Source organism: Streptomyces sp. JJ66 (assembly GCF_019303495.1).
Lineage (GTDB): Bacteria > Actinomycetota > Actinomycetes > Streptomycetales > Streptomycetaceae > Streptomyces.
In genome coordinates this window covers 1-20,815 of record NZ_JAEVFI010000047.1, presented here as the reverse complement: position 1 = coordinate 20,815, position 20,815 = coordinate 1, and the positions used below count along the sequence as shown (strand labels likewise).

General features: G+C 71.8%; 15 protein-coding genes and 5 tRNA genes. 12 read left to right on the top strand and 8 right to left on the bottom strand.

Annotated features, from left to right (window positions below; genetic code table 11):
- The first annotated feature begins 361 nt into the window (after window positions 1-361).
- Window positions 362-568, top strand: coding sequence for a developmental transcriptional regulator BldC (bldC, locus tag JJV70_RS21830; RefSeq protein ID WP_003949541.1), 207 nt, complete (start codon window positions 362-364; stop codon window positions 566-568).
- 630 nt (window positions 569-1,198) lie between these two features.
- On the opposite strand, the gene JJV70_RS21825 is transcribed toward bldC, so the two are convergent.
- Window positions 1,199-1,273 (bottom strand) — tRNA-Asp (locus JJV70_RS21825).
- A 169-nt stretch (window positions 1,274-1,442) separates the two neighbouring features.
- Window positions 1,443-5,555: an ATP-dependent RNA helicase HrpA gene (gene hrpA, locus JJV70_RS21820; RefSeq protein ID WP_219049756.1), complete on the bottom strand. Its 4,113-nt coding sequence runs from the start codon at window positions 5,553-5,555 to the stop codon at window positions 1,443-1,445.
- Between the two features lie 155 nt (window positions 5,556-5,710).
- On the opposite strand from hrpA, the gene JJV70_RS21815 reads away from it, so the two are divergent.
- The 4 genes from JJV70_RS21815 (at window position 5,711) to JJV70_RS21800 (ending at window position 8,888) form a co-directional block, all read left to right on the top strand.
- Window positions 5,711-6,001, top strand: coding sequence for a type II toxin-antitoxin system Phd/YefM family antitoxin (locus JJV70_RS21815; RefSeq protein ID WP_374227327.1), 291 nt, complete (start codon window positions 5,711-5,713; stop codon window positions 5,999-6,001).
- Window positions 5,998-6,261: a Txe/YoeB family addiction module toxin gene (locus JJV70_RS21810; RefSeq protein WP_219049754.1), complete on the top strand. Its 264-nt coding sequence runs from the start codon at window positions 5,998-6,000 to the stop codon at window positions 6,259-6,261. The genes JJV70_RS21815 and JJV70_RS21810 overlap by 4 nt, the downstream gene beginning before the upstream one ends.
- A 189-nt stretch (window positions 6,262-6,450) precedes the next feature.
- Window positions 6,451-8,034, top strand: a complete 1,584-nt coding sequence (locus tag JJV70_RS21805) for an ATP-binding protein (protein WP_308294955.1) — start codon at window positions 6,451-6,453, stop codon at window positions 8,032-8,034.
- 191 nt (window positions 8,035-8,225) lie between these two features.
- Window positions 8,226-8,888, top strand: coding sequence for a Uma2 family endonuclease (locus tag JJV70_RS21800; RefSeq protein WP_219049753.1), 663 nt, complete (start codon window positions 8,226-8,228; stop codon window positions 8,886-8,888).
- Between the two features lie 100 nt (window positions 8,889-8,988).
- Here JJV70_RS21800 and JJV70_RS21795 read toward each other — a convergent pair.
- The 5 genes from JJV70_RS21795 to JJV70_RS21775 form a co-directional block, all read right to left on the bottom strand.
- A tRNA-Phe gene (locus JJV70_RS21795) sits at window positions 8,989-9,065 on the bottom strand.
- Window positions 9,066-9,092: 27 nt separating this feature from the next.
- Window positions 9,093-9,167 (bottom strand) — tRNA-Asp (locus tag JJV70_RS21790).
- A gap of 38 nt (window positions 9,168-9,205) precedes the next feature.
- Window positions 9,206-9,278, bottom strand: a tRNA-Glu gene (locus JJV70_RS21785).
- A gap of 93 nt (window positions 9,279-9,371) precedes the next feature.
- A complete protein-coding gene (locus JJV70_RS21780) occupies window positions 9,372-11,108 on the bottom strand; it encodes a metallophosphoesterase (protein WP_219049752.1) in 1,737 nt (578 codons plus the stop codon).
- A gap of 305 nt (window positions 11,109-11,413) precedes the next feature.
- On the bottom strand, window positions 11,414-11,764 hold the full coding sequence (locus JJV70_RS21775; protein ID WP_219049751.1) for a metallopeptidase family protein: 351 nt from the start codon (window positions 11,762-11,764) through the stop codon (window positions 11,414-11,416).
- 233 nt (window positions 11,765-11,997) lie between these two features.
- Here JJV70_RS21775 and JJV70_RS21770 point away from each other — a divergent pair, with 233 nt between their 5' ends.
- The 7 genes from JJV70_RS21770 (at window position 11,998) to JJV70_RS21740 (ending at window position 19,451) form a co-directional block, all read left to right on the top strand.
- The gene (locus tag JJV70_RS21770; RefSeq protein WP_219049750.1) at window positions 11,998-14,067 is read left to right on the top strand and encodes an NHL repeat-containing protein; all 2,070 of its coding nucleotides are present in this window, start codon (window positions 11,998-12,000) and stop codon (window positions 14,065-14,067) included.
- Between the two features lie 350 nt (window positions 14,068-14,417).
- Window positions 14,418-15,002, top strand: a complete 585-nt coding sequence (locus tag JJV70_RS21765) for a CrcB family protein (RefSeq protein WP_219049749.1) — start codon at window positions 14,418-14,420, stop codon at window positions 15,000-15,002.
- A complete protein-coding gene (gene crcB / locus JJV70_RS21760) occupies window positions 14,999-15,373 on the top strand; it encodes a fluoride efflux transporter CrcB (protein WP_219049772.1) in 375 nt (124 codons plus the stop codon). The genes JJV70_RS21765 and crcB overlap by 4 nt, the downstream gene beginning before the upstream one ends.
- A gap of 110 nt (window positions 15,374-15,483) precedes the next feature.
- Complete coding sequence (locus JJV70_RS21755; RefSeq protein WP_219049748.1) at window positions 15,484-16,254, top strand: hypothetical protein; 771 nt, start codon at window positions 15,484-15,486, stop codon at window positions 16,252-16,254.
- Window positions 16,255-16,484: 230 nt separating this feature from the next.
- Entirely contained in the window at window positions 16,485-18,407 is a 1,923-nt protein-coding gene (locus tag JJV70_RS21750; RefSeq protein ID WP_219049747.1) for a DEAD/DEAH box helicase, read from the top strand.
- Window positions 18,408-18,509: 102 nt separating this feature from the next.
- Window positions 18,510-18,585, top strand: a tRNA-Lys gene (locus JJV70_RS21745).
- A 296-nt stretch (window positions 18,586-18,881) separates the two neighbouring features.
- The gene (locus JJV70_RS21740; protein ID WP_219049746.1) at window positions 18,882-19,451 is read left to right on the top strand and encodes a hypothetical protein; all 570 of its coding nucleotides are present in this window, start codon (window positions 18,882-18,884) and stop codon (window positions 19,449-19,451) included.
- 1,039 nt (window positions 19,452-20,490) lie between these two features.
- Here JJV70_RS21740 and JJV70_RS21735 read toward each other — a convergent pair.
- On the bottom strand, window positions 20,491-20,815 hold a 325-nt coding region (locus JJV70_RS21735; RefSeq protein ID WP_219049745.1), incomplete at its 5' end, for a transposase.

The window sequence follows — 20,815 nt, the reverse complement described above, 5'->3', positions numbered from 1 at the left end:
AAGGAGTCCGGGATGGCCTCCTTCCGTCCTGCTGCGGGGCGGACACGTCCGATACTTCGGTATTGCATCGGTTGTTCACTCCGGTGAGGACTCGTCAACATGTGTGACGGGTTGTCATGGCGATGTGACTGTCCGCTATGGTGCGGTCCATCGTGATCCGTTTGGGATTGTGCACCTGAGAGGACAATTCCATCGGTTTGGCCGACGAGGCCGGGCAGATGGTGTAGTTGTAGTGCCGAGGACAAGCCGTTCGTCCTATAACCGACTCGTCCCGCGTACGTCATTTCGGGCAACGCGGGTCAAGGTGCAGAATTTTAGAGGAAAGAACCGTGATGGTTCGGTTCTCCCGAGGAGGCCGCTCATGACCGCTCGCACCCCTGATGCCGAGCCGCTGCTGACCCCGGCTGAGGTCGCCACCATGTTCCGCGTGGACCCGAAGACGGTCACACGCTGGGCAAAGGCGGGCAAGCTGACGTCGATCCGCACGCTCGGCGGGCACCGTCGCTACCGCGAGGCGGAGGTGCGTGCACTGCTGGCAGGTATCCCGCAGCAGCGCAGCGAGGCCTGAACACCGCATAACCGGACGCGTCGGGCGCTCCCTCAGGGGCGCGCGGGCTCCTGCCACCCCGTCCCAGGCCGCTCTCGCGGTGTTGGGGCCGTACGCCGTCGGCGAGCGCGCCGGACTCCGCCGGGTCCGGCGCGCTCGCGCGTTCCGGCCCCGGCCCGGCCCGCTTCGCGTTCTGGTCCGCTTCCCGCCGGCTGGTGCCCGGCCTGCTCCGCCCGCCCCGGTTCCCTCCGGTACCTGGTTCGGGTGGTGTGCACGGGGCGATGGTGGGCAGTTGAACCGATCAGTACCATTGCACATATCAAATCGACCCCATGTAGGGCCGGGATAAACTCCGCAGGTTGTACGGTCAATTCCGTGACTCCCGTCACACCCCGCCACGGTTGCGGCCTTGTTGACCTCTGCGGTAGTGAGCCGACCGCTCCATGGCCGCCCGGCTCCCCGGCTCCCCGGCTCGCCGGCGATCTGTCTCCACTCTCGCATCCCGCCTCCGGCCGAGGGGGCGGCTTTCGTCACGTCGTCCCGGGACCTTGGTCCTGAACCCGGGCGGACCCGGACGCACGGGGGCGGACCCGGACACACGCCGAAGGGCCCGGATCTCACGGGGAGATCCGGGCCCTTCGGCAACTACGGCGGTCCTGACGGGATTTGAACCCGCGGCCTCCACCTTGACAGGGTGGCGAGCACTCCAAACTGCTCCACAGGACCTTGCGCGCCTTCGTCGTTTCCGACCGGCGCGAAACGAGACTGTACAGCAGCTCAGCCCTCTGGTGCGAATCGCTTCCCGCCCGCCGGACCCGTCCGGGCGCCCCACCCGGCGCAGCGGACCAGACGGCGGCGAAGCGAGCCCCCCGCACGCGGGCCGGAGAGGGGCCGTTCAGCCGCGTCCAGCAGGGACCGCCGCGTCCACGGCCTTGACGATCCGCTTGTCGGAGACCGGGTACGCCGTGCCGAGCGCGTGCGCGAAGTAGCTCACGCGCAGCTCCTCGATCATCCACCGGATGTCCCGGGCCTCCTTCGGCACCGGCCGCCCGGGCGGGAACTGCTCCAGCAGCCAGGCGTACTCGTCGCGCATCTCCTTCACCTTCGCCGTCCGCGCCGCGTCGCGCTGCGCGTTCCCCGGCAGCTGCTGCAACCGCCGGTCCACGGCGGTGAGGTACCGCAGCAGGTCCGGCAGCCGCCGCGCCCCGTGCGCGGTGACGAACCCGGGGCACATCAGCCCGGCCAGCTGCTCGCGGACGTCGGTCAGCGAGGGCAGCAGCGTCGCGCTGCGCGCCAGCTCCGGGGACTTCAGGCGCCGCTCGCACGACTGCCAGGCGACGAGCACTTCCCGCACCTGGCGCACGGTCCTCAGCGTCACGTCCACCACGTCGGTCCGCACCGCGTCGAACAGTTTGCGGAACGTCTCCTCGTCCCACGCCGGTCCGCCGTGCGCGGCGATCAGCAGGTCCACGGAGGCGTGCACACAGTCCTCGAACAGCTCCGGCACACTGCCGTGCGGGGAGGCCGCCAGCGCCAGCTTCTGCTGGTTGGTCAGCTGGGACTGGGCGAACTTCCCCGGGTCCGAGGGCAGGTTCAGCCGGATCAGCCGCCGGGTACCGCGCCACATCGCCGCCTGCTGCTCAGCCTCGGTGTCGAACAGGCGCACCGCCACCGAGCTGCCCTCGTCCACCAGTGCCGGGTACGCCTTGACCGGCTGGCCGGAGCGCCGCGTCTCGAAGGTGCGCTCCAGGGTGCCGATGGTCCACGCGGTCAGGCCCGTGCGCGCCTGCCGCGCCTCCGGCTGGGACGCCTTCTGCCCGGCGTGCCCCGGCCCGCGTCCGCCCTTGCTCTGCTGGCCCCGCTGCCCCGGGCCTGCGCCCGCGTCCGCCGACGCCTCGAACGCGCGCGAGAGCGCGGCCCGCGCCTGCGGCTTGAACCGCAGCCGCAGCACCTCCAGGTCCTTATCCTCGGCGTTCCCGGCATCCCCGGCGTTCCCGGGATGCCCAGCCTTCCCGGGGTGCCCGGCCTTCGCGCCCGCCCGCCGCCCGCGCTCGTCCACCACGCGGAAGGTGACGCGCAGATGGGCCGGGACCTTGCCCCAGTCGAAGTCCTCCTGGGCGATCGGCACGCCCGTCATGCGCCGCAGCTCGCGGGCGAGGACGGCCGTCAGCGGGTCGGCTTGCGGCACCTCGCCCGGGGTGGGGAACAGGGCGAGGAAGCGTTCGGCGAAGTTCGGCGCGGGCACGCAGTTGCGCCGGATCGGCTTGGGCAGCGAGCGGATCAGCTCGGTGACGACATCCTTGCGCAGCCCGGGAATCTGCCAGTCGAACCCCTCGTCGGTGACCTGGTTGAGCACCTGGAGCGGCACGTGGACGGTGACACCGTCGGCGTCCGTGCCCGGCTCGAACTGGTACGTCACCTTCAGCCGCAGTGGACCCTGCCGCCAGGTGTCCGGGTAGTCCGCCTTGGTGATCTGCCCGGCCCGCTCGTTGATGAGCATCGACTTCTCGAAGCTCAGCAGGTCCGGCTCCTCGCGCCGCTTGTGCTTCCACCAGGAGTCGAAGTGCGCTCCGGAGACGACGTGTTCGGGGACGCGCTGCTCGTAGAAGTCGTGCAGCGTCTCGTCGTCCACGAGGATGTCCCGGCGCCGCGCCCGGTGCTCCAGCTCCTCGACCTCGCCCAGCAGCTTGCGGTTGTCGTGGAAGAACTGGTGGTGCGTACGCCAGTCGCCCTCCACCAGCGCGTTGCGGATGAACAGGTCGCGGGACGTCTCCGGGTCGATGCGCCCGTAGGTGACCTTGCGCTGCGCCACGATCGGCACGCCGTACAGCGTCACCTTCTCGTACGCCATCACCGCGGCCTGCTTCTGCTCCCAGTGCGGCTCGCTGTAGGTGCGCTTGACCAGGTGCTGGGCCAGCGGCTCGATCCACTCCGGGTCGATCTTGGCGTTGACGCGGGCCCACAGGCGCGAGGTCTCCACCAGCTCCGCCGCCATCACCCAGCGCGGTGGCTTCTTGAACAGCGCCGAGCCGGGGAAGACGGCGAACTTGGCGCTCCGCGCGCCCAGGTAGTCGTTCCGCTCGGCGTCTTTCAGCCCCACGTGGCTCAGCAGCCCCGCCAGCAGCGAGCGGTGCACGGCGTCGCCGTCCACCTCCTCGCGCGGCTCCCCGACGGGCACGTCTAGTGAACGCGCCACCTGGCGCAGCTGCGTGAAGATGTCCTGCCACTCGCGTATGCGCAGGTAGTTGAGGTACTCCGCCTTGCACATGCGCCGGAACGCCGACGACGACAGCGCCTTTTGCCGCTCGCGCAGGTAGCGCCACAGGTTCAGGAACGCCAGGAAGTCGCTGGTCTCGTCGCGGAAGCGGGCGTGCTGTTGATCGGCCTGCTGCTGCTGGTCGGCGGGGCGCTCGCGCGGGTCCTGGATGGACAGCGCCGCCGCGATGACCATCACCTCGCGCACCACGCCGTTGCGTTCGGCCTCCAGCACCATGCGCGCCAGCCGCGGGTCCACCGGCAGCTGCGCCAGCTTGCGCCCGGTGGGGGTCAGCCGCTTCTTCGGGTCCTTCTCGGCGGTGTTCAGCGCCCCCAGCTCCTCCAGCAGCTGCACACCGGCCTTGACGCTGCGGTGGTCGGGCGGGTCGATGAACGGGAAGCGGGCGATGTCGCCGAGCCCGGCCGCCGTCATCTGCAAGATCACCGACGCCAGGTTGGTGCGCAGGATCTCCGCGTCGGTGAACTCGGGACGGGCGAGGAAGTCCGCTTCCGAGTACAGCCGGACGCAGATGCCGTCGGAGGTGCGCCCGCAGCGGCCCTTGCGCTGGTTGGCGCTCGCCTGCGAGACGGGCTCGATCGGGAGCCGCTGCACCTTCGTGCGGTGGCTGTAGCGCGAGATGCGGGCGGTACCGGGGTCGATGACGTACTTGATGCCCGGGACCGTCAGCGAGGTCTCGGCCACGTTCGTCGCGAGCACGATGCGCCGCCCCGCGTGCGGCTGGAACACCCGGTGCTGCTCGGCGTGCGACAGGCGCGCGTACAGCGGCAGCACCTCGGTGGCCGGAAGGCGCAGCTTGGTGAGCGCGTCGGCGGTGTCGCGGATCTCGCGCTCGCCGGAGAGGAACACCAGGATGTCGCCCGGCCCCTCGCCCCGCAGTTCGTTCACCGCGTCGCAGATGGCGGTCACCTGGTCCCGGTCGCCCTCCTCGCCGTCCTCCTCCAGCAGTGGCCGGTACCGCACCTCCACCGGGTACGTACGCCCGCTCACCTCGACGATCGGCGCGTCGCCGAAGTGCCGGGAGAACCGCTCGGGGTCGATCGTCGCCGAGGTGATGATCACCTTCAGATCCGGCCGTTTCGGCAGCAGCTGCGCGAGGTAGCCGAGCAGGAAGTCGATGTTCAGGCTGCGCTCGTGCGCCTCGTCGATGATGATCGTGTCGTACTGCCGCAGCTCGCGGTCCGTCTGGATCTCCGCGAGCAGGATGCCGTCCGTCATCAGCTTGACCAGGGTGGTGTCCTTCACCTGGTCGGTGAACCGCACCTTCCAGCCCACCGCCTCACCCAGTGGCGTCTTCAGCTCGTCCGCGACGCGCTCGGCCACCGTGCGCGCCGCGATCCGCCGGGGCTGGGTGTGCCCGATCAGCCCCTTGACCCCGCGTCCGAGCTCCAGGCAGATCTTCGGGATCTGCGTCGTCTTCCCCGAGCCCGTCTCCCCGGCGACGATCACCACCTGGTGGTCCCGGATGGCGGCCAGGATGTCGTCCTTCTTCTGGCTGACCGGCAGCTCGCCGGGATAGGTGACCCTCGGCACCGCCGCCCGCCGCGCCGCGACCCGCACCTCCGCCTGCTCGACCTCCCCGGCGATCTCGGCCAGCACCGCCTGTCGCGCCTCCGGTTTGCGGACCCGCCGCACCCCGTCGAGCCGACGGCCAAGGCGCCGCTCGTCGCGCGGCATCAGTTCGGAAACCCGCGCGGCGAGGGCGGGCACGCTGAGGTCAGACACACTGGACATACGTCCCCCAGCATCCCACCCCGACGAGATCCCCCGCGACCGAGTTCCGCACCCGGCCCCGGAGCGCCCCGCCCCGGCGCCGCACTCGGCGCGCCCGGGGAGCGTTCCGGCAGCACGGCCGGGGAGCCGGGCCTGGCCTTGTTCTGTACGTTATCGTGTACATCATGAAGACGATGAGCGTCACCGAACTGCGTGCTGGCCTTGCCGACGCCCTCGACGCGGTCGAGAACGACGCCGAGGAGTTGGTGATCACCCGGGCTGGTCATGAGCCGATGGTGGTCGTCTCCCTTGCCGACTACGAAGCGCTGAAGGAGACCGACTACCTCCTGAGGTCACCTGCGATGGCGGAGCGGCTGCGCAGGTCCATCGAGCAGGACCGGGCGGGCGGGGGCACCGTCCGCGCGCTGGTCGAATCCGAGGACCCCTCTGGCCAGGGTGCCGCGTGAAGGTGCTGTTCCTCGACGACGGCTGGAACGACTACCTGTGGTGGCAGGCGAACGACCGAAAACTGCTCAAGCGGATCAACCAGCTCATCGCTGACATCGAGCGCCAGGGGCATGAGGGGATCGGCAAGCCCGAGCCCCTGCGCAACGACCTCTCCGGCTACTGGTCGCGTCGCATCACCTCCGAGCACCGGCTGGTGTACCGCATCGACGAGGACGACGTCATCCACGTCGTAGCGTGCCGCTACCACTACGAAAGGTGAGGCACGGCCGCAGGACCGGCCTGCCCGAGCCGACCGGGCACCTGCACACGCGTGGGGCGGTGGGCATCCCCTACCGCGTTAACGAGACCGGAACCCGAAAACAGCCTGGGGATTCTCGACGCTCCGCTGTGGCAGAGCCCTGGCACTCGCCCAGCGCTGTTGTCGGTGCTGTCGGATAGCGTCTGTGGCGTGCGTTACTTCAACACGGCGGGGCCGTGTCTCCCCACGCGTCACTACATGCTGTCGGCCCAGGAGCGGCTGCCGCAGGCCCGCGAGATCGTGGACGTAGGCCAGTATTTCGTGGTGCACGCGCCCCGGCAGACCGGCAAGACCACGGCGCTGGCGGCGCTGGCCCAGGATCTGACGGTCTCGGGCCGGTACGCGGCGCTGCGGTTCTCCTGCGAGACGGCCGAGCCTGCCGGGGAGGACTACGGCCAGGCGGAGAAACTGGTACTGGAGGCGATCCGGCGGTCGGCGGAGGCCGACTGGTTTCCCGACGAACTCGCGCCGCCCGCCCCCTGGCCCGACGCGGTGCCCGGGGCCCGGCTCGCGCGGGGGCTGACAGAGTGGGCGCGGAGCTGCCCGCGTCCGGTGGTGCTGTTCTTCGACGAGATCGACGCGCTGCGGGGGGAGAGCCTGCGCAGTGTGCTGCGCCAGCTGCGGGACGGCTATACCGCCGTGCGCGATCAGTTCCCGCACTCGGTGGTGCTGTGCGGACTGCGCGACGTGCGCGACTACAAGGCGGCCTCGGGCGGGGACCCGGGCAGGCTGGGGACGTCGAGTCCGTTCAATATCAAGGTCGCGTCGCTGCGGCTGGGTGACTTCACCGAAGCCGAGGTCGCCGAGCTGTACGGGCAGCACACCGCCGCCACCGGGCAGCGGTTCCTCCCGGACGCGCTCCGGCGCGCGTTTTGGTGCACCCAGGGCCAGCCCTGGCTGGTCAACGCCCTGGCCTACGAGATCACCAGAGGGATGCGGGTCCCGCAGACCGAGCCGATCACGGCCGAGCACGTGGAGGAGGCGAAGGAACGGCTGATCCTGGCGCGCGCCACGCACCTGGACTCGCTGGCCGCCAGGCTGGGAGAAGACCGGGTGCGGCGGGTGATCCAACCGCTGATCGCGGGAGAGCTGCCGCAGGACGCGAGCACCTACGACGACGACCTGGCCTATGTCCGCGACCTGGGTCTGATCGCCACGGATTCACCGGTACGGGTGGCCAACCCGATCTACAAAGAGGTCATTGTCCGCGTCCTGGGTGCCAGGACGGAATCGGTCATCACCGCCGCTCCCAGCAGTTTCCGGCTGCCGGACGGCCGGATCGACGCGGACAGGCTGCTGCGCTCCTTCGCCGAGTTCTGGCGGGAGAACGGCGAGATCCTCGCCACCACCTCCACCTACCCGGAGGCCGCAGCACAGCTGGTGATGATGGCTTACCTGCACCGGATTGTGAACGGGGCGGGTTTCCTCGACCGGGAGTACGGGGTCGGCCGACGGCGCGTGGACCTGCTGATCCGCCAGCCGTACACCGCTGCCGACGGTTCGCGGGCGGTGCAGCGCGAGGCGCTGGAGCTGAAGGTGTGGCGTCAGGGCCGTACCGACCCCCTCGCCGAGGGGCTGGCACAGCTGGACGACTACCTGGACCGCATGGAACTGTCCACGGGCACCCTCGTCGTCTTCGACACCCGCCCGCAGGCAGCCCCGGTCCACGAGCGCACCGCCTTCTCGCAGCAGACCACGCCCTCCGGACGCACCGTCACCCTGTTGCGCGCCTGACGGCCGGGAGACCTCAGCCCGGAGCCCCCGGTTCCTCCTTCCGTGATCGTTGCTTGCGTAACTCCGGTCACGTCGGCACATCAAATCCGGGGAACACCCGGCATGCCGCCCGAGCTGCCCGGAGTAGGTTTCCGGCGCCTACACCGTCCACTACCGTGGCTCTGGCGGGCAGCGCGAACAGTGGAGGCGGCATGTCAGCGGGCGCAGAGGAGGGGGCCGAATTCCACCTGCCCGAGATGCTGAGCTGGGAGGAGCTCCAGCAGCTTCCGGACGGCGTCGCCGAGGGGATCGAGCTCTGGCAGCGCAGGGTGGTGTGGAGCAGGCGCGGCCCGCTGGAGCACCAGCGTTTCGCCGTGCGCATGCGCAACGCGCTTGAGGTCGCGGCCCGCCGCGCCATGCGGGGGGAGAACACCGGCGGGGACGAGCGCTGCTGGCAGGTCGAGGTGGAGACCAACGTCTTCTTCACGCCCGACAAGTCCAGCTTCCTCACTCCCGACTTCCTGGTCCGCCGTTGCCTGCCCCGTGGAGCTGACACCTTCGCCACGGACGCCGTCCTGGTGGGCGAGGTGCTCTCCGGCTCGGACCCCCCGAGGCGCAGGCAGTGGAAGATGGACCGCTACGCGGAGGCGGCCATCCCCTGGTACTGGGAGATCGAGCTCGACTCGGGCGCGACCTGGGACGTCACCTCCGTGCGGGCGTACGAGCTGGTCACCATCGACCGGTCCGGGCTCACCGTGAAGCCGCTGCGCCCCTCGGTGTACGTAGCCGTCGGCGAGTGGGAGCCGGACGGCCTCGGTATCGAGTTCCCCGAACCCTTCGCCCTGAGTGTCGCCTGGGAGGACCTGGCGTTCTAGGTGTTCTGTCCCGGGAGGCCCTGGACAGCCGTCGTTGACCGAGTGCCGGGGTCCGCATACGACGACGTCCCGGACGGCATGCCGTTCGGGACGTCATCTCTGGTGGCTGGGGCCGGGATCGAACCGGCGACCTATCGCTTTTCAGGCGATCGCTCGTACCAACTGAGCTACCCAGCCACGCAGTTCGCCGTGGCGATCTGCAAGCGGTCCTGACGGGATTTGAACCCGCGGCCTCCACCTTGACAGGGTGGCGAGCACTCCAAACTGCTCCACAGGACCAGGTGTGTGCGAGAGTCACTCCCGCACAGGGTGGTGCGTGCCCCCAACGGGATTCGAACCCGTGCTACCGCCTTGAAAGGGCGGCGTCCTGGGCCACTAGACGATGAGGGCTGATGGCCCACCTGGGCGCTTCGTCAGCGCGTCGGGGACGTGAGAAGCATATGGGATAGCGGGACGGTTCGCCAAAACGGATGGCGGGCGTGGTCAGGGGGACGCGACCGCGGTCGGGGTGGGGGACGGGGAGGGCTCGCGGGACGGGGTGGTGGAGGGGTCCGGCGTCGGGGTGGTGGACGGGCTCGGTGTGCTGGAGGGGCCGGGGGTGGGGAGGGGGTCGTCCACCAGGTGGCGGGTGACCTCGGCGGTGGTGAGGCCGAGACCGCCGAGGGTGATCTCGTCCCACGCCTGGAGCTGCCGCGTGTCCTGGCTGAGGTAGAGGACGGACGCGCTGACCTTCTCCGGGACCTCGCCCTCCACCGCGCGCAGCCCGCCGCCGCCCGTGGAGCCCTCAACCATGAGCCGCGTGCCCAGGGGCAGGTCGTGCTGCTTGCGGTGGTGGGTGTGCCCGGCCAGGGCGAGCGGCACCGTGCCGTCGGTCTGCCGGGCGAGCACCGGGTTGTGGGCGATGGCGATGTCCACCGGACGCCCGCTGGCCCGGGCGGTGCGCAGGCGGGCGGCCAGCTGGTCGCCCGCGGCACGCTCGGCGGGGTCACCGGCGGCGATGACGGAGCGGTCCGGGGTGAACTGGGGGTCGCCCATACCGGCGATGCGCAGGCCCGCCACCTCGACGGGCTCGCCCTCGTCCAGCACGTGTACGTGGTCCAGCCCGGCGAGGTACTCCTGCGTCGTCCGCGAGTCGTGGTTGCCGCGTACCCACACGTACGGGGCACCCAGCTCGGCGGCCGGGTCGAGGAAGGCGTTCTCGGCGGCGGTGCCGTGGTCCATGGTGTCGCCGGTGTCGATGATGACGTCGATCTCGTACTGCTCGACGAGCGATTCGACGATGGACCAGGCGGCGGGGTTGAGGTGGATGTCGGAGACGTGCAGGACGCGGATCGTGGACGGGTCGGGCGCGAAGGTGGGCAGGGTGGAGACCGCGTCGTAGAGCTTGGTGACGTTGGTGACCAGCTGGGCCAGCTCGCGCTGGTAGACGTCGAAGTCGGAGGCGATGCTGCGCGCGTTGCCCACCAGGCTGGGCGCGCCCGCGAGCAGGCCGGAGAACCTCGGCTCCAGCACCGCCTTCGGGTTCCAGGTGGCCGCCGCGCTCGCCCCGGACGCGGCCAGGACGACGAGGGCCAGTCCGCCGGCCGCCAGCGCCCGGCGCGGCCTGCGGTACACCACGAGCGAAAGCGCCGTCGCGCCGAAGACGACGGCGAGGCAGGCGCGGACGGCCAGGTCGCGGGTACCGGCGGCGACGTCTTCGGTCACGCTGTCCTGCAACCCGGCGAAGCGCTGCGGGTCCTCCACCAGGTAGCCGATGCGCTCCGGGTCGAGCTGGGTGACGTCCACGTCCAGGCGCAGCGGGGCGTAGTGGCTCTCCAGGTCCAGCGCGCCCAGCGGCGGCACGTTGATGCGCGTGCCGCCGACGACGGAGGGGCGCAGCGTCATGGTGGTGTCCATCGGCCCGACCGGTTTGTGGACGTTGCCGACCGTGAGCAGCCCGAGCCAGGCGCCGAGCAGGGTGACCGCCAGCAGCCCGGCGGCGCGGACGTAGGGGTGCGGCATGCGGCGGCGGTCGCGCGCCAGTTCGGGCACGACGGGCTGGGGGCGGCGACGCCACGGGAGGGACCCGGAGCGGTGCGGCCCCCGGGCGGGCGGGCGGCGGCGGGCCAGGCGGTTCTGGCGGACCTGGCGGACCTGGTGGACCTGGTGGACCAGGTGGCGGACGGCGGAGCGGGCGCGGACGCCAGCGGCGCCGAACAGCCGGAGCGGGGCACGGGCCATGCGCAACCCTTTGCCCAGCAGGTGCCCCGAGTATGCGGCTCCGCCGCGCGGTACCCGACAATGGCGCAGCGCCTCAGCCGACGTGCGAGAAGCGCGCGACTGGGGAAGACGCCGAAGGCGCCCGTCCGCGTCCAGCTGGAGCCGACCGGCTCGCGCACACCATCGCCGCGTCGCGGGGACGGCCTGCGCCGGGCGGCGAACCGGAGCTGTCCGGCACAAGTGCGAGGGCACGCCGCTGACCGGTCGTGGGGAGGAGGCCCCGGGCCGCTACCCGGCCGCGGCTGCCCCCGGAACACGCCTGCCGCTCAACCCCAGCCCAGGTCGTGCAGGCGCTCGTCCTCGATGCCGAAGTGATGCGCCACCTCGTGGATCACGGTCGTGGCGACTTCGTGCACCACCTCCTCGGGCGTCTCGCACAGGCGCAGGGTCGGACCCATGTAGACCGTGATGCGGTCCGGAAGCACGCCCGCGTACCACTCGCCCCGCTCGGTCAGCGGTGTGCCCTCGTACAGGCCGAGCAGGTCCGGATCGTGCGCGGGCGGTTCGTGTTCCACGAAGACAGCGACGTTGTCCATGATCCTGGTCAGTTCGGGGGGAATCTGGTCCAGCGCGTCACTGACCAGCTCCTCGAAGGCTTCTCGCGTCATCTCCAGCACACCGCCATTGTCGGGGACGTCCCTCCGTCCGGGGGCGCGGTCGGGGCGGGCGCCCGGCCCGACCGCCACGGCGTGCCGCCCGGGCCGCGCCGCCATCCCGGTGAGGCGGCGGCGATTCGGCGCCCGGTGTGCCCGGGGACCGGTGGCGCGCGTGGCAGCCTCCGTACGTCCCGCACGGCCCGGGCGACCCAGGACCCGGCCGGACGCGTCCCGGACGAGAGGAAGACCCGCCCATGCGCCGAAGCGCCGTCGCGCTGCTTGGAGCCCTCCTAGCCACCCTGCCGGTCTCCGCGGCCTCGGCCGGACGGGACCACGGAGCCGCCCCTCCCGATGAGCTGCGGCAGACCGGGAGAGTGAGCAGCGGGGAAGACCCCGTGCCGTTCGCCCGGGTGACGCTCTACCAGGCCGGAGAGGAGCGCGGCGGGCAGGCCCGGGCGCTGGGGCGGGCGCGCGGCGACGCCGAGGGCCGGTTCACCCTGCGCTACCGTCCGCCGGAGGACGACGAGGCCGTGCTGTACCTCGTCGCGGACGCACCCTCTGCCCAGAGCGCCCAGAGCGCCCAGAGCAGCGAGAGCGGTGAGAAGGGCCGGAGCGGCGCCCGCGAGGAGCCAGGCCGGGACGGGCAGGGGGACGAGCGGGAGCCGGTGCGGCTGACCTCGGTGCTTCTGCCGGAGCCCTCGCCAACGCCCACCGTCGTCAACGAGCGGACGACCGTGGCGACGGCGTTCGCGCTGGCCCGGTTCGCCCACGGGGCTGACCTGGCCGGTTCCTACCCGGGGCTGCACAACGCGGCGGCCACCTCGCACAACCTCGCCGACGTCAAGACCGGGCGGGTCTCACCCGTCCTCGACGCCCCGCCCAACGGGGCGGAGACCTCGACCCGGCGGGCTTTCAACTCACTGGCGAACCTGCTCGCCGGGTGCGTGGCCGGGGAGACCTGCGCGGAGCTGTTCCGGCTCGCCCGGCCCGCGGGCGGCCCGGAGCCGCGCGACACCTTCCAGGCCGCGGTGGACATCGCGCACGCCCCGGGGGAGGACGTCAGTGAACTGTTCGCGCTCTCCCGTACCGTCCGCCCCTACACGCCCGCGCTGGAGGCGGCGCCGGACGCCTGGACCCTGGCGCTGCGCTACGACGGCAACGGCCACGAGCTGAACGGGCCGGGCAACCTCGCCTTCGACGCGGACGGCAACGCCTGGATCATCAACAACTACCACTTCGACCGCGACCCCCGGACCCCGGTCTGCGGCGGCGAGCAGCTGCTGAAGTTCACCCCCACGGGGGAGGACGCGCCCGGAGCCCCCTACCGGGGCGGCGGGCTGTACGGGGCGGGCTTCGGCGTCACCCTGGACCCCCGGGGAGACGTGTGGGTCGGCAACTTCGGCTTCCAGGGCCGTGGCTGCGAGCTGGACCAGAATGAGCTGAACCACAGCGTCTCGCAGTTCCGGGCGGACGGGACGGCCCTCTCCCCGGTAGACGGCTGGCACGCGGGCGGCATCGACGAGCCCCAGGGCATGGCGGCCGACCGGGACGGCAACGTGTGGGTCGCCAACTGCGGCGGCGAGAGCGTCACCCGGATCGCGGACGGCGAACCCGGGCGGGCGCGGCGGATCGTCCCGGAGGACGGGGACCTGGTGGAGCCGTTCGACGTCACCGTGGACACCCGGGGCCGGGCCTGGGCCACCGGCAACCGTTCGCACAACGTCTTCCTGATGGCGCCTGACGGCCGCCCGCTGCGGACGCTGGACGGGGGCGGGATCCTGGCTCCCATGGGCATCGCGTCGGACAGCCTGGGGAACGTGTGGGTCGCCAACTCGGGCGTGATCGACCCGCCGTGCGGGGACGCCCTCCCGAAGCTGCCGCCCACCGAGGGTGTGGACGCCGAACGGGGCGCGGACGGGGCCTCCGTGACGCTGATCGGGCCCGACGGGTCGATGCCCGCCGAGCCGTTCTCCGGCGGCGGCCTGTTCCTGCCGTGGGGTATCGCGGTGGACGGAGCCGACACGGTGTGGGTCGCCAACTTCGGCGGCCAGCGGGTGGTGCAACTGTGCGGGGCCCAGCGCTCGGCGTGCCCCCCGGGACACGAAACCGGCCAGCCCATCTCCCCGGCGGAGACCGGGTACACCAGCGACGGACTCGTCCGGGCCACCGGCGTCCAGATCGACCCCTCGGGGAACGTCTGGCTGGCGAACAACTGGGAGACGGTGCCGCTGCAGACGAACCCGGGCGGCCACGAGATGGTGGTCTTCGTGGGCCTGGCCGAACCCGTGCGGACGCCGCTGCTCGGGGCACCCCGGACCCCCTGACCCCACGGCCGACGACAGGAGCCCCGGTGCCGGTGCGGCGCCGGGGCTCCGGCGCACGCGGGGCGAGGCCGGGCGGTGCGCGGGGGAGCGCGGGCGCCGTGGTGGTCTGCGTGGCGCCGTGGTGGTGCGCGGGGCGCCGTGGCGGTACGCGACAATGCTCGGACGATGCTTCCCGCGCTTCCCGTGCTGGCCTGCGGTCCTGCCCCGGCCCGCCAGACCACCCGGTGTCCCCGCCAGACCACCCGGTGTCCCCGCCCGGACACCGGGTCTGGCGGCCGCCCGGGCGTGCGCTGCCCCGTGCACCGGCCCACAGCGCCCGGCGCACCGGGGCGGCGGCCCTGGGGGTGCGGGTGAACCCCGGCCCCTCCGGCTCCGGGGGCGGGAGGGGCCGTCCCCGCGCGGCGGAGGCAGGACGCTCCGTCCGGGCGGCCGCCGTCGATCCCGATGTGGACCTGCACCTCGCCGCCGACCGGGCGGAAACAGCCGGCGCCCGGCGCTGGGCGGTCCTCGGCGCCGTCGCGGCCGGCGGCGCGCTCGGCGGCGTCGCCCGGTACGGCCTGACCCGGCCCTGGCCCTCGCCCTGGTCCTGGTCCTGGCCCCATGACGGTTTCCCGTGGGGCCTGCTGCTGGTCAACCTCGTCGGCTGCGCGCTCATCGGCGTGCTGATGGCCGCGCTCGACGCCTGTCGCGCGCCCGCGCTGACGCGGCCGTTCCTCGGTGTCGGCGTGCTGGGCGGCTTCACCAGCTTCTCCGCGTACGCGGCGGACGGGTTGCGGCTGCTGGGGGACGACGCGCCCGGCGCCGCGCTCGGCTATCTCGGCGGGACGCTGCTGGGCGCACTCGGCGCGGTGTGGGCGGCCACGGCGGTGACGCGGCGCGCGGTGGCGACGTGGCGGGCCTGGCAGGCGGCGCGGACGCGGGCGGTGGGCCGGTGACGTGGTGGCTGGTGGCCCTCGGCGCTGCGGTGGGCGCGCCGCTGCGGTACCTCGCGGACCGCGCGGTGCAGACCCGGCACGACTCCGTGTTCCCATGGGGGACGTTCACCGTCAACGTGGCCGGAAGCCTGCTGCTGGGCCTGGTGGCGGGAGCGGTGCGGGCCGGTGCGCTGGGCGGCCCGGCCGACGCGCTGCTCGGCACCGGGCTGTGCGGCGCGCTCACCACGTACTCGACCTTCTCCTACGAGAACCTGCGCCTGCTGGAGCGCGGCCGGGGCGTGCTCGCGCTCGTCAACTCCGTGGGCACGCTGGGGGCGGGGCTCCTCGCGCTGTGGGCCGGGTCCGGCGTCGCGCGCCTGGCGCTGGGCTGAACACCGCGTTCGCGTCCGGTGCGTGTCCTTGCCACGGGGTACGGAGTTGGGCAGGGGGCCTGCCCCGTCCCGTACCGGCCGCCCGGCCGCTGCCCCGGAGGAGCCCGACCGTGCGCCCTGCCCCCGCCATCCCCGCCTCCCGCACGCTCACCGGCGGCACCCTTGCCCGCGCCGCCGACGGTGCCGCCGCGCACCGCGCCGAGCGCGCCACCGCTGACCGCACCGCCGAATGCGCCGAGCCCGCCGTCGCTGACCGCGCCGCCGCCGTTCGTGCCGCCCCCGGCCGGGCCGACGCGCGCACCCTGGCCCGCACCCGCACGCGGGCCCGTCCCGGTGCCCGCGTCGCGCGGACCGTCGGCACCGGGCTCGCCGTGGCGCTGGCTGCTCTGGGCGTCACCGGCTGCATGAGCGTCGGCGCGGAGGAGACGCCCGGCACCGCACCCGTCGGCCACTCCTCGGCCCCGGACGCGCCCGCCGCGGCGGACGACCGCAGCGCGCCCGGCGGCAGCATCGTCCCCGCAGACGACCCCGGCACCGCCCCAGACCGGCCCGAAGACACCGACCGGGACGGAACGGACCGGGACGACGGCCAGGAAACCGGCCGTCCGAACGCCGCCCCCGACGCCGACGGTGCCGACCCCGGCACCCCGCGCCCCGCCCGGCCGACCGGCCCCACCAGCGAGCCCACCGCCGACCGCCCCCCGGCTGACGGCGGCCGCCCGGACCGCCCGGACCGCCCAGAGCCGCCCGCCGAGGAGCCGGCGCCGACCCGGCAGCCCCCGTCCACCCCGCCACCGGAGCCCACGCCCACGCCTGAGCCGCCGCCTTCCCCCACCGCCACGCCGGAGCCCACAGCGGACCCGGGTGAGGGGACGCCGTGACGACGCGGGGCGGTGGCCGTGCGACCCGTGGTCAGGGGTGAGTTTGCGTAAGCGGGCGTCGGGTGCGTAAGCTGGTAGATCGTTTGATCAATTGCCCGGCGCCCCAACCGAAGCGCGCCGTGTGGCGCGTTCCGTTGCTTTAGCCGTGGGCTTGACCGCATGAGGCGGTCGTGTGCGAACACGGGGAGTTTGTGGCGCGTGCCGATGAACTCCGGAAGGTTCGCATCAGCATGTCTGTTTCCACGCCCGAAAACGTCGCCGCCCGCGCGGACGGCATCGAGCGTACCGACGTCCCCGTGGACGTCGCACCCACCGCAGAGGTCCCGGCGCAGCAGGGCGCAGCGCCGAAGGCCCAGCCGGAGACCCAGCCCGAGCCCGCGGCGGTGGCCGAGGACGCTTTGGCTAACGACCCGGTGGCGCAGGACGCCCCGGACGCCGCGCCCGAGGTGACGTTCGGAGACCTCGGCCTCCCCGACCCCGTCGTGCGCAAGCTCGCGCAGAACGGCGTGGTCACCCCCTTCCCGATCCAGGCCGCGACCATCCCGGACGCGCTGGGCGGCAAGGACATCCTGGGCCGTGGCCGCACCGGCTCCGGCAAGACGCTGAGCTTCGGCCTGCCCACCCTGGCCCGCCTGGCCGGGGGCCGTACCGCCCGGCACCGTCCGCGCGCCGTCATCCTCACCCCGACGCGCGAACTGGCCATGCAGGTCTCCGACGCGCTCCAGCCCTACGGCGACGTGCTCGGCCTGAAGCTGAAGGTCGTGTGCGGCGGCACCTCGATGGGTAACCAGATCGGCGCCCTGGAGCGCGGAGTGGACATCCTCGTCGCCACCCCCGGCCGCCTGCGTGACCTGATCAACCGCGGTGCCTGCTCGCTGGACGACGTTCAGGTCGCCGTCCTGGACGAGGCCGACCAGATGGCCGACCTGGGCTTCCTGCCCGAGGTCACCGAACTCCTCGACCTCGTGCCCGAGGGCGGTCAGCGCATGCTGTTCTCCGCCACCCTGGAGCGCGAGATCGACACCCTGGTCAAGCGCTACCTGGTGGAGCCGGTCAGCCACGAGGTGGACGCGGCGCAGGGCGCGGTGACGACGATGACGCACCACATCCTCATCGTGAAGCCGCAGGACAAGGCCCCCGTCACCGCCGCGATCGCCGCGCGCAAGGGCCGCACCATCGCCTTCGTCCGCACCCAGATGGGCGCCGATCGCGTCGCCGAGCAGCTGTGCGAGTCCGGGGTGCGCGCCGACGCGCTGCACGGCGGCATGACGCAGGGCGCCCGTACCCGCACCCTGGCCGACTTCAAGGACGGCCACGTCAATGTGCTCGTCGCCACCGACGTGGCCGCGCGCGGCATCCACGTGGACGGCATCGACCTCGTCCTCAACGTGGACCCGGCCGGCGACCACAAGGACTACCTGCACCGCTCCGGGCGCACCGCGCGCGCCGGGCAGTCCGGCACCGTCGTCTCGCTCGCCCTGCCGCACCAGCGGCGGCAGACGTTCCGGCTGATGGAGGACGCGGGCGTGGACGCCTCGCGCCACCTCATCGGCCGCGGCGACGTGTTCGATGACGAGGTGGCCGCCATCACCGGCGCCCGCTCGCTCAGCGAGGTGCAGGCCGAGGCCGCCGCCAACTCCGCGCGGCAGGCCGAGCGCGAGGTCGCCAAGCTGGCCAGCAAGCTGGACGAGGCCCGGGGCCGGGTCCAGCAGCTGCGCGAGGAGGCCGCCCGGCTGACCGCCCGTGCCGCCCGCGACCGGGGCGCCGACGCCGACGACGCCGTCGCCCAGCTCACCGCCGACATGGACCGCGTGGCCGCCGACGAGGCCGAGCGCGCCGCCAAGATCGCCGCGTCCCGCGCCGCCGAGCAGGAGCGCGAGCGCAAGGCAGCCCAGGCGTCCCGCGACGACCGCAAGCGCGAGGGCGGCTACCCGCGCCGCAACGACCGGGAGCGCCCGTTCCGCCGTGACGACCGCCGTGAGGACCGTCCGTTCAACCGGGACCGCGACCGGGACCGTCCGTTCAACCGCGACCGCCGCTCCGAGGACCGCCGCCCCTACGGCCGCCGCGACGACCACCGCGGTGGCCCGAGCACCGGCAACCGCTCGTTCGGCCGCCGCGCCGACAAGCCCCGCTGGAAGCACAACGGCTGACGCCGCCGCCCGCAGGCCCACCCCCGGGCCTGCGGGCACCACACCTGATACCCACTCGGCCCCCGCCCGCCCACCCCGCTATGCTCGTCTCAGCACAGCCCCGGGCCGTTAGCTCAATTGGCAGAGCAGTGGACTTTTAATCCATTGGTTGTGGGTTCGAGTCCCACACGGCCTACCACCCGCAGGCTGAGGCAAACCCCTTTGACCTGCACCGGAGCGCCCGATCAGGTCCTTCTGGTCGGGCGCTCCGTCGTCTCTGGCCTCCCAGCGTGAGCGATGCGTGAGCGCGAGCGTCACCAGGACCTAGGAAAACCGCCCTGGAGGGTTGGCTCACTTCTAGACTGGGATTGTGATCGCCGAGTCTTGGGTCGAGGTCAAGGGCCTGAGTCACTGCGGCGCATGCGGCAGCGGAAACCCCACGCCGCTAGAGGCTCCCCACGCACACAACACTGAGTCACGGGAGGGCTCCTGCTGATGGCACAAGAGGTCACCGGTGCTGTGACACGCTGGGATATCTCAGCGGCAGACCTGCCCGAGAGAGTACTGACTGCCCCAACGGGCGGCCGCATGTTCCTGCTCCCCGACTCCCGTGTCGATGGGGTGGCCGTCTACCGGGACGATGTGGCCGGGTTGATCAAGACACTGCGACACCGTGACGTGGACATCGACTTTGCATGCGCGCGGGAAGACCGCCGCTATCTCAGTGAGTACGGGGCCATCGAGGTGGTGGCCACCATTAGCATCGCTGTGGCCACCACGCTCACCACCGATCTGATCAAGAGCATCGTTCTGACTGTCTGGCAGCGGGCGCGCTCTTCACTGGGGCACAACTGCCCTATTGAGGAGGTCGACGAGGCGCCTGTGACGGTCAAGATCGCTGAGATCGTACGGGCCGAAAACGAGACGGTCATTCGAGGGGTAGAGATCACCGGCCGGCTGACAGACATCGACAACCTCATCCAACGGGCCGTGACCGACTCGGCCCGTGCTGAGCTTCCGCCGGCAGATCCGGATGATGCCGCTCCGGAGGACACCACAGGATGAGATGCTCTGGCCTCGTCATCCGCACCGGAGTCCCTCTGCCCCCGGCATCAGGCCCGGCGCGCTTGGCCATGATGTACCAAGATGGCGTGACGGCCCTGCGAGAATCCATGCGTCTGTATGGGCAGTGCTATCGCAGCATCTCCCTCACCTGGGGCCTGTCCCTGGCTCACCTTCCGTCCTGGACATCGACGACGGAGCAAATCCACCGCCGCGGACTTTGGACGATGAGTGCGCAACAGGACTTCCTCGTCCGTGTATGGTCGCGAGCCCGGCAGCAACTGCAGTGCAACATTGCAGCATTGACCTCGCCGTCTCCATGGTCTGGCGGTCCCCCCGCCTTCGGCCGGTGGGGCCATCGCCAGTACATTGCAATGGCGAGTTCTCTGCACGGGTCGCGCATCACGCTCCAGCCCTCCGACCCGTGGCAGGAGCTGGAAGCGGCGGCGCGAGTCTCGCTGACCCGTGCTGTCGACGCCTACAACTTCCTTGAGGACAGCGAGCTTTCCGAACTCTCCCACCGACACGCTCACCACGTCGCAGCCCTCGTAGGCGGACTCTTCGGCTGCAATTTCGAGTACGCCGACGACACCTACTGGGACGTATGCCGACTCACGCTCATGCATAACAGATGGGGGATGTCTGCTGGCTTTACCGCGACTCGCAATTGTTCTCTGTGCGGCCAGGACATCGACTCCTGCCCGCACTTGCTGGATACCCGGTACAACGTCACCGTGCGGCATGACGCTGACGGAGCGTGCAACGTTTGCGGTCGCCTCAGCTGTTCGCACACCGCTGGTGAGACCGTTTCAGCATTTCCGCGGCCCGTTATGTCCCAGCTGCAGCTCCACGAAGTGAGTGTGGTGTCCCGACCCAAAGACCCCCTCGCCCGCTTCACCAAGATCGAGTTGAGTCACGAGGTCCTCCGGAACGGCCTGGGAGAAGACCCGGCGGGGAGAGACATCTGTTGCTACCGGTGCCTACACCCCTGCAGCGGATTTAGCCAGCTGCCGGGGCGGGACTAAAGGTTGTCTCGTAAGGGTCAGTTGTGGGCGAGGTTGTGCATGTGGGCGATGCCGGTGGCGGCCCAGTAGACGCCGTTGCCACGGCGGCGGCAGTCGCGGAGGATCTTCCAGGTCTTCATCCGGGCGAAGACGTGCTCGACACGGGCTCGTACCCGGCGGTGGGAGGCGTTGTGCTCTTCCTGCCAGTCCGGAAGGTGCTCGTGTCCGGCTCGGCGGCGGTGCGGGATGATCGCGCTGGTGCCCTGGTAGCCGCCGTCGGCGACCACCATCGCCTGCCCGCAGGCGGCTTCGGCGCCCGAGGCGGGGAAAGCGGTGCAGTCGTTGCGGTTGCCCGGCAGCGGG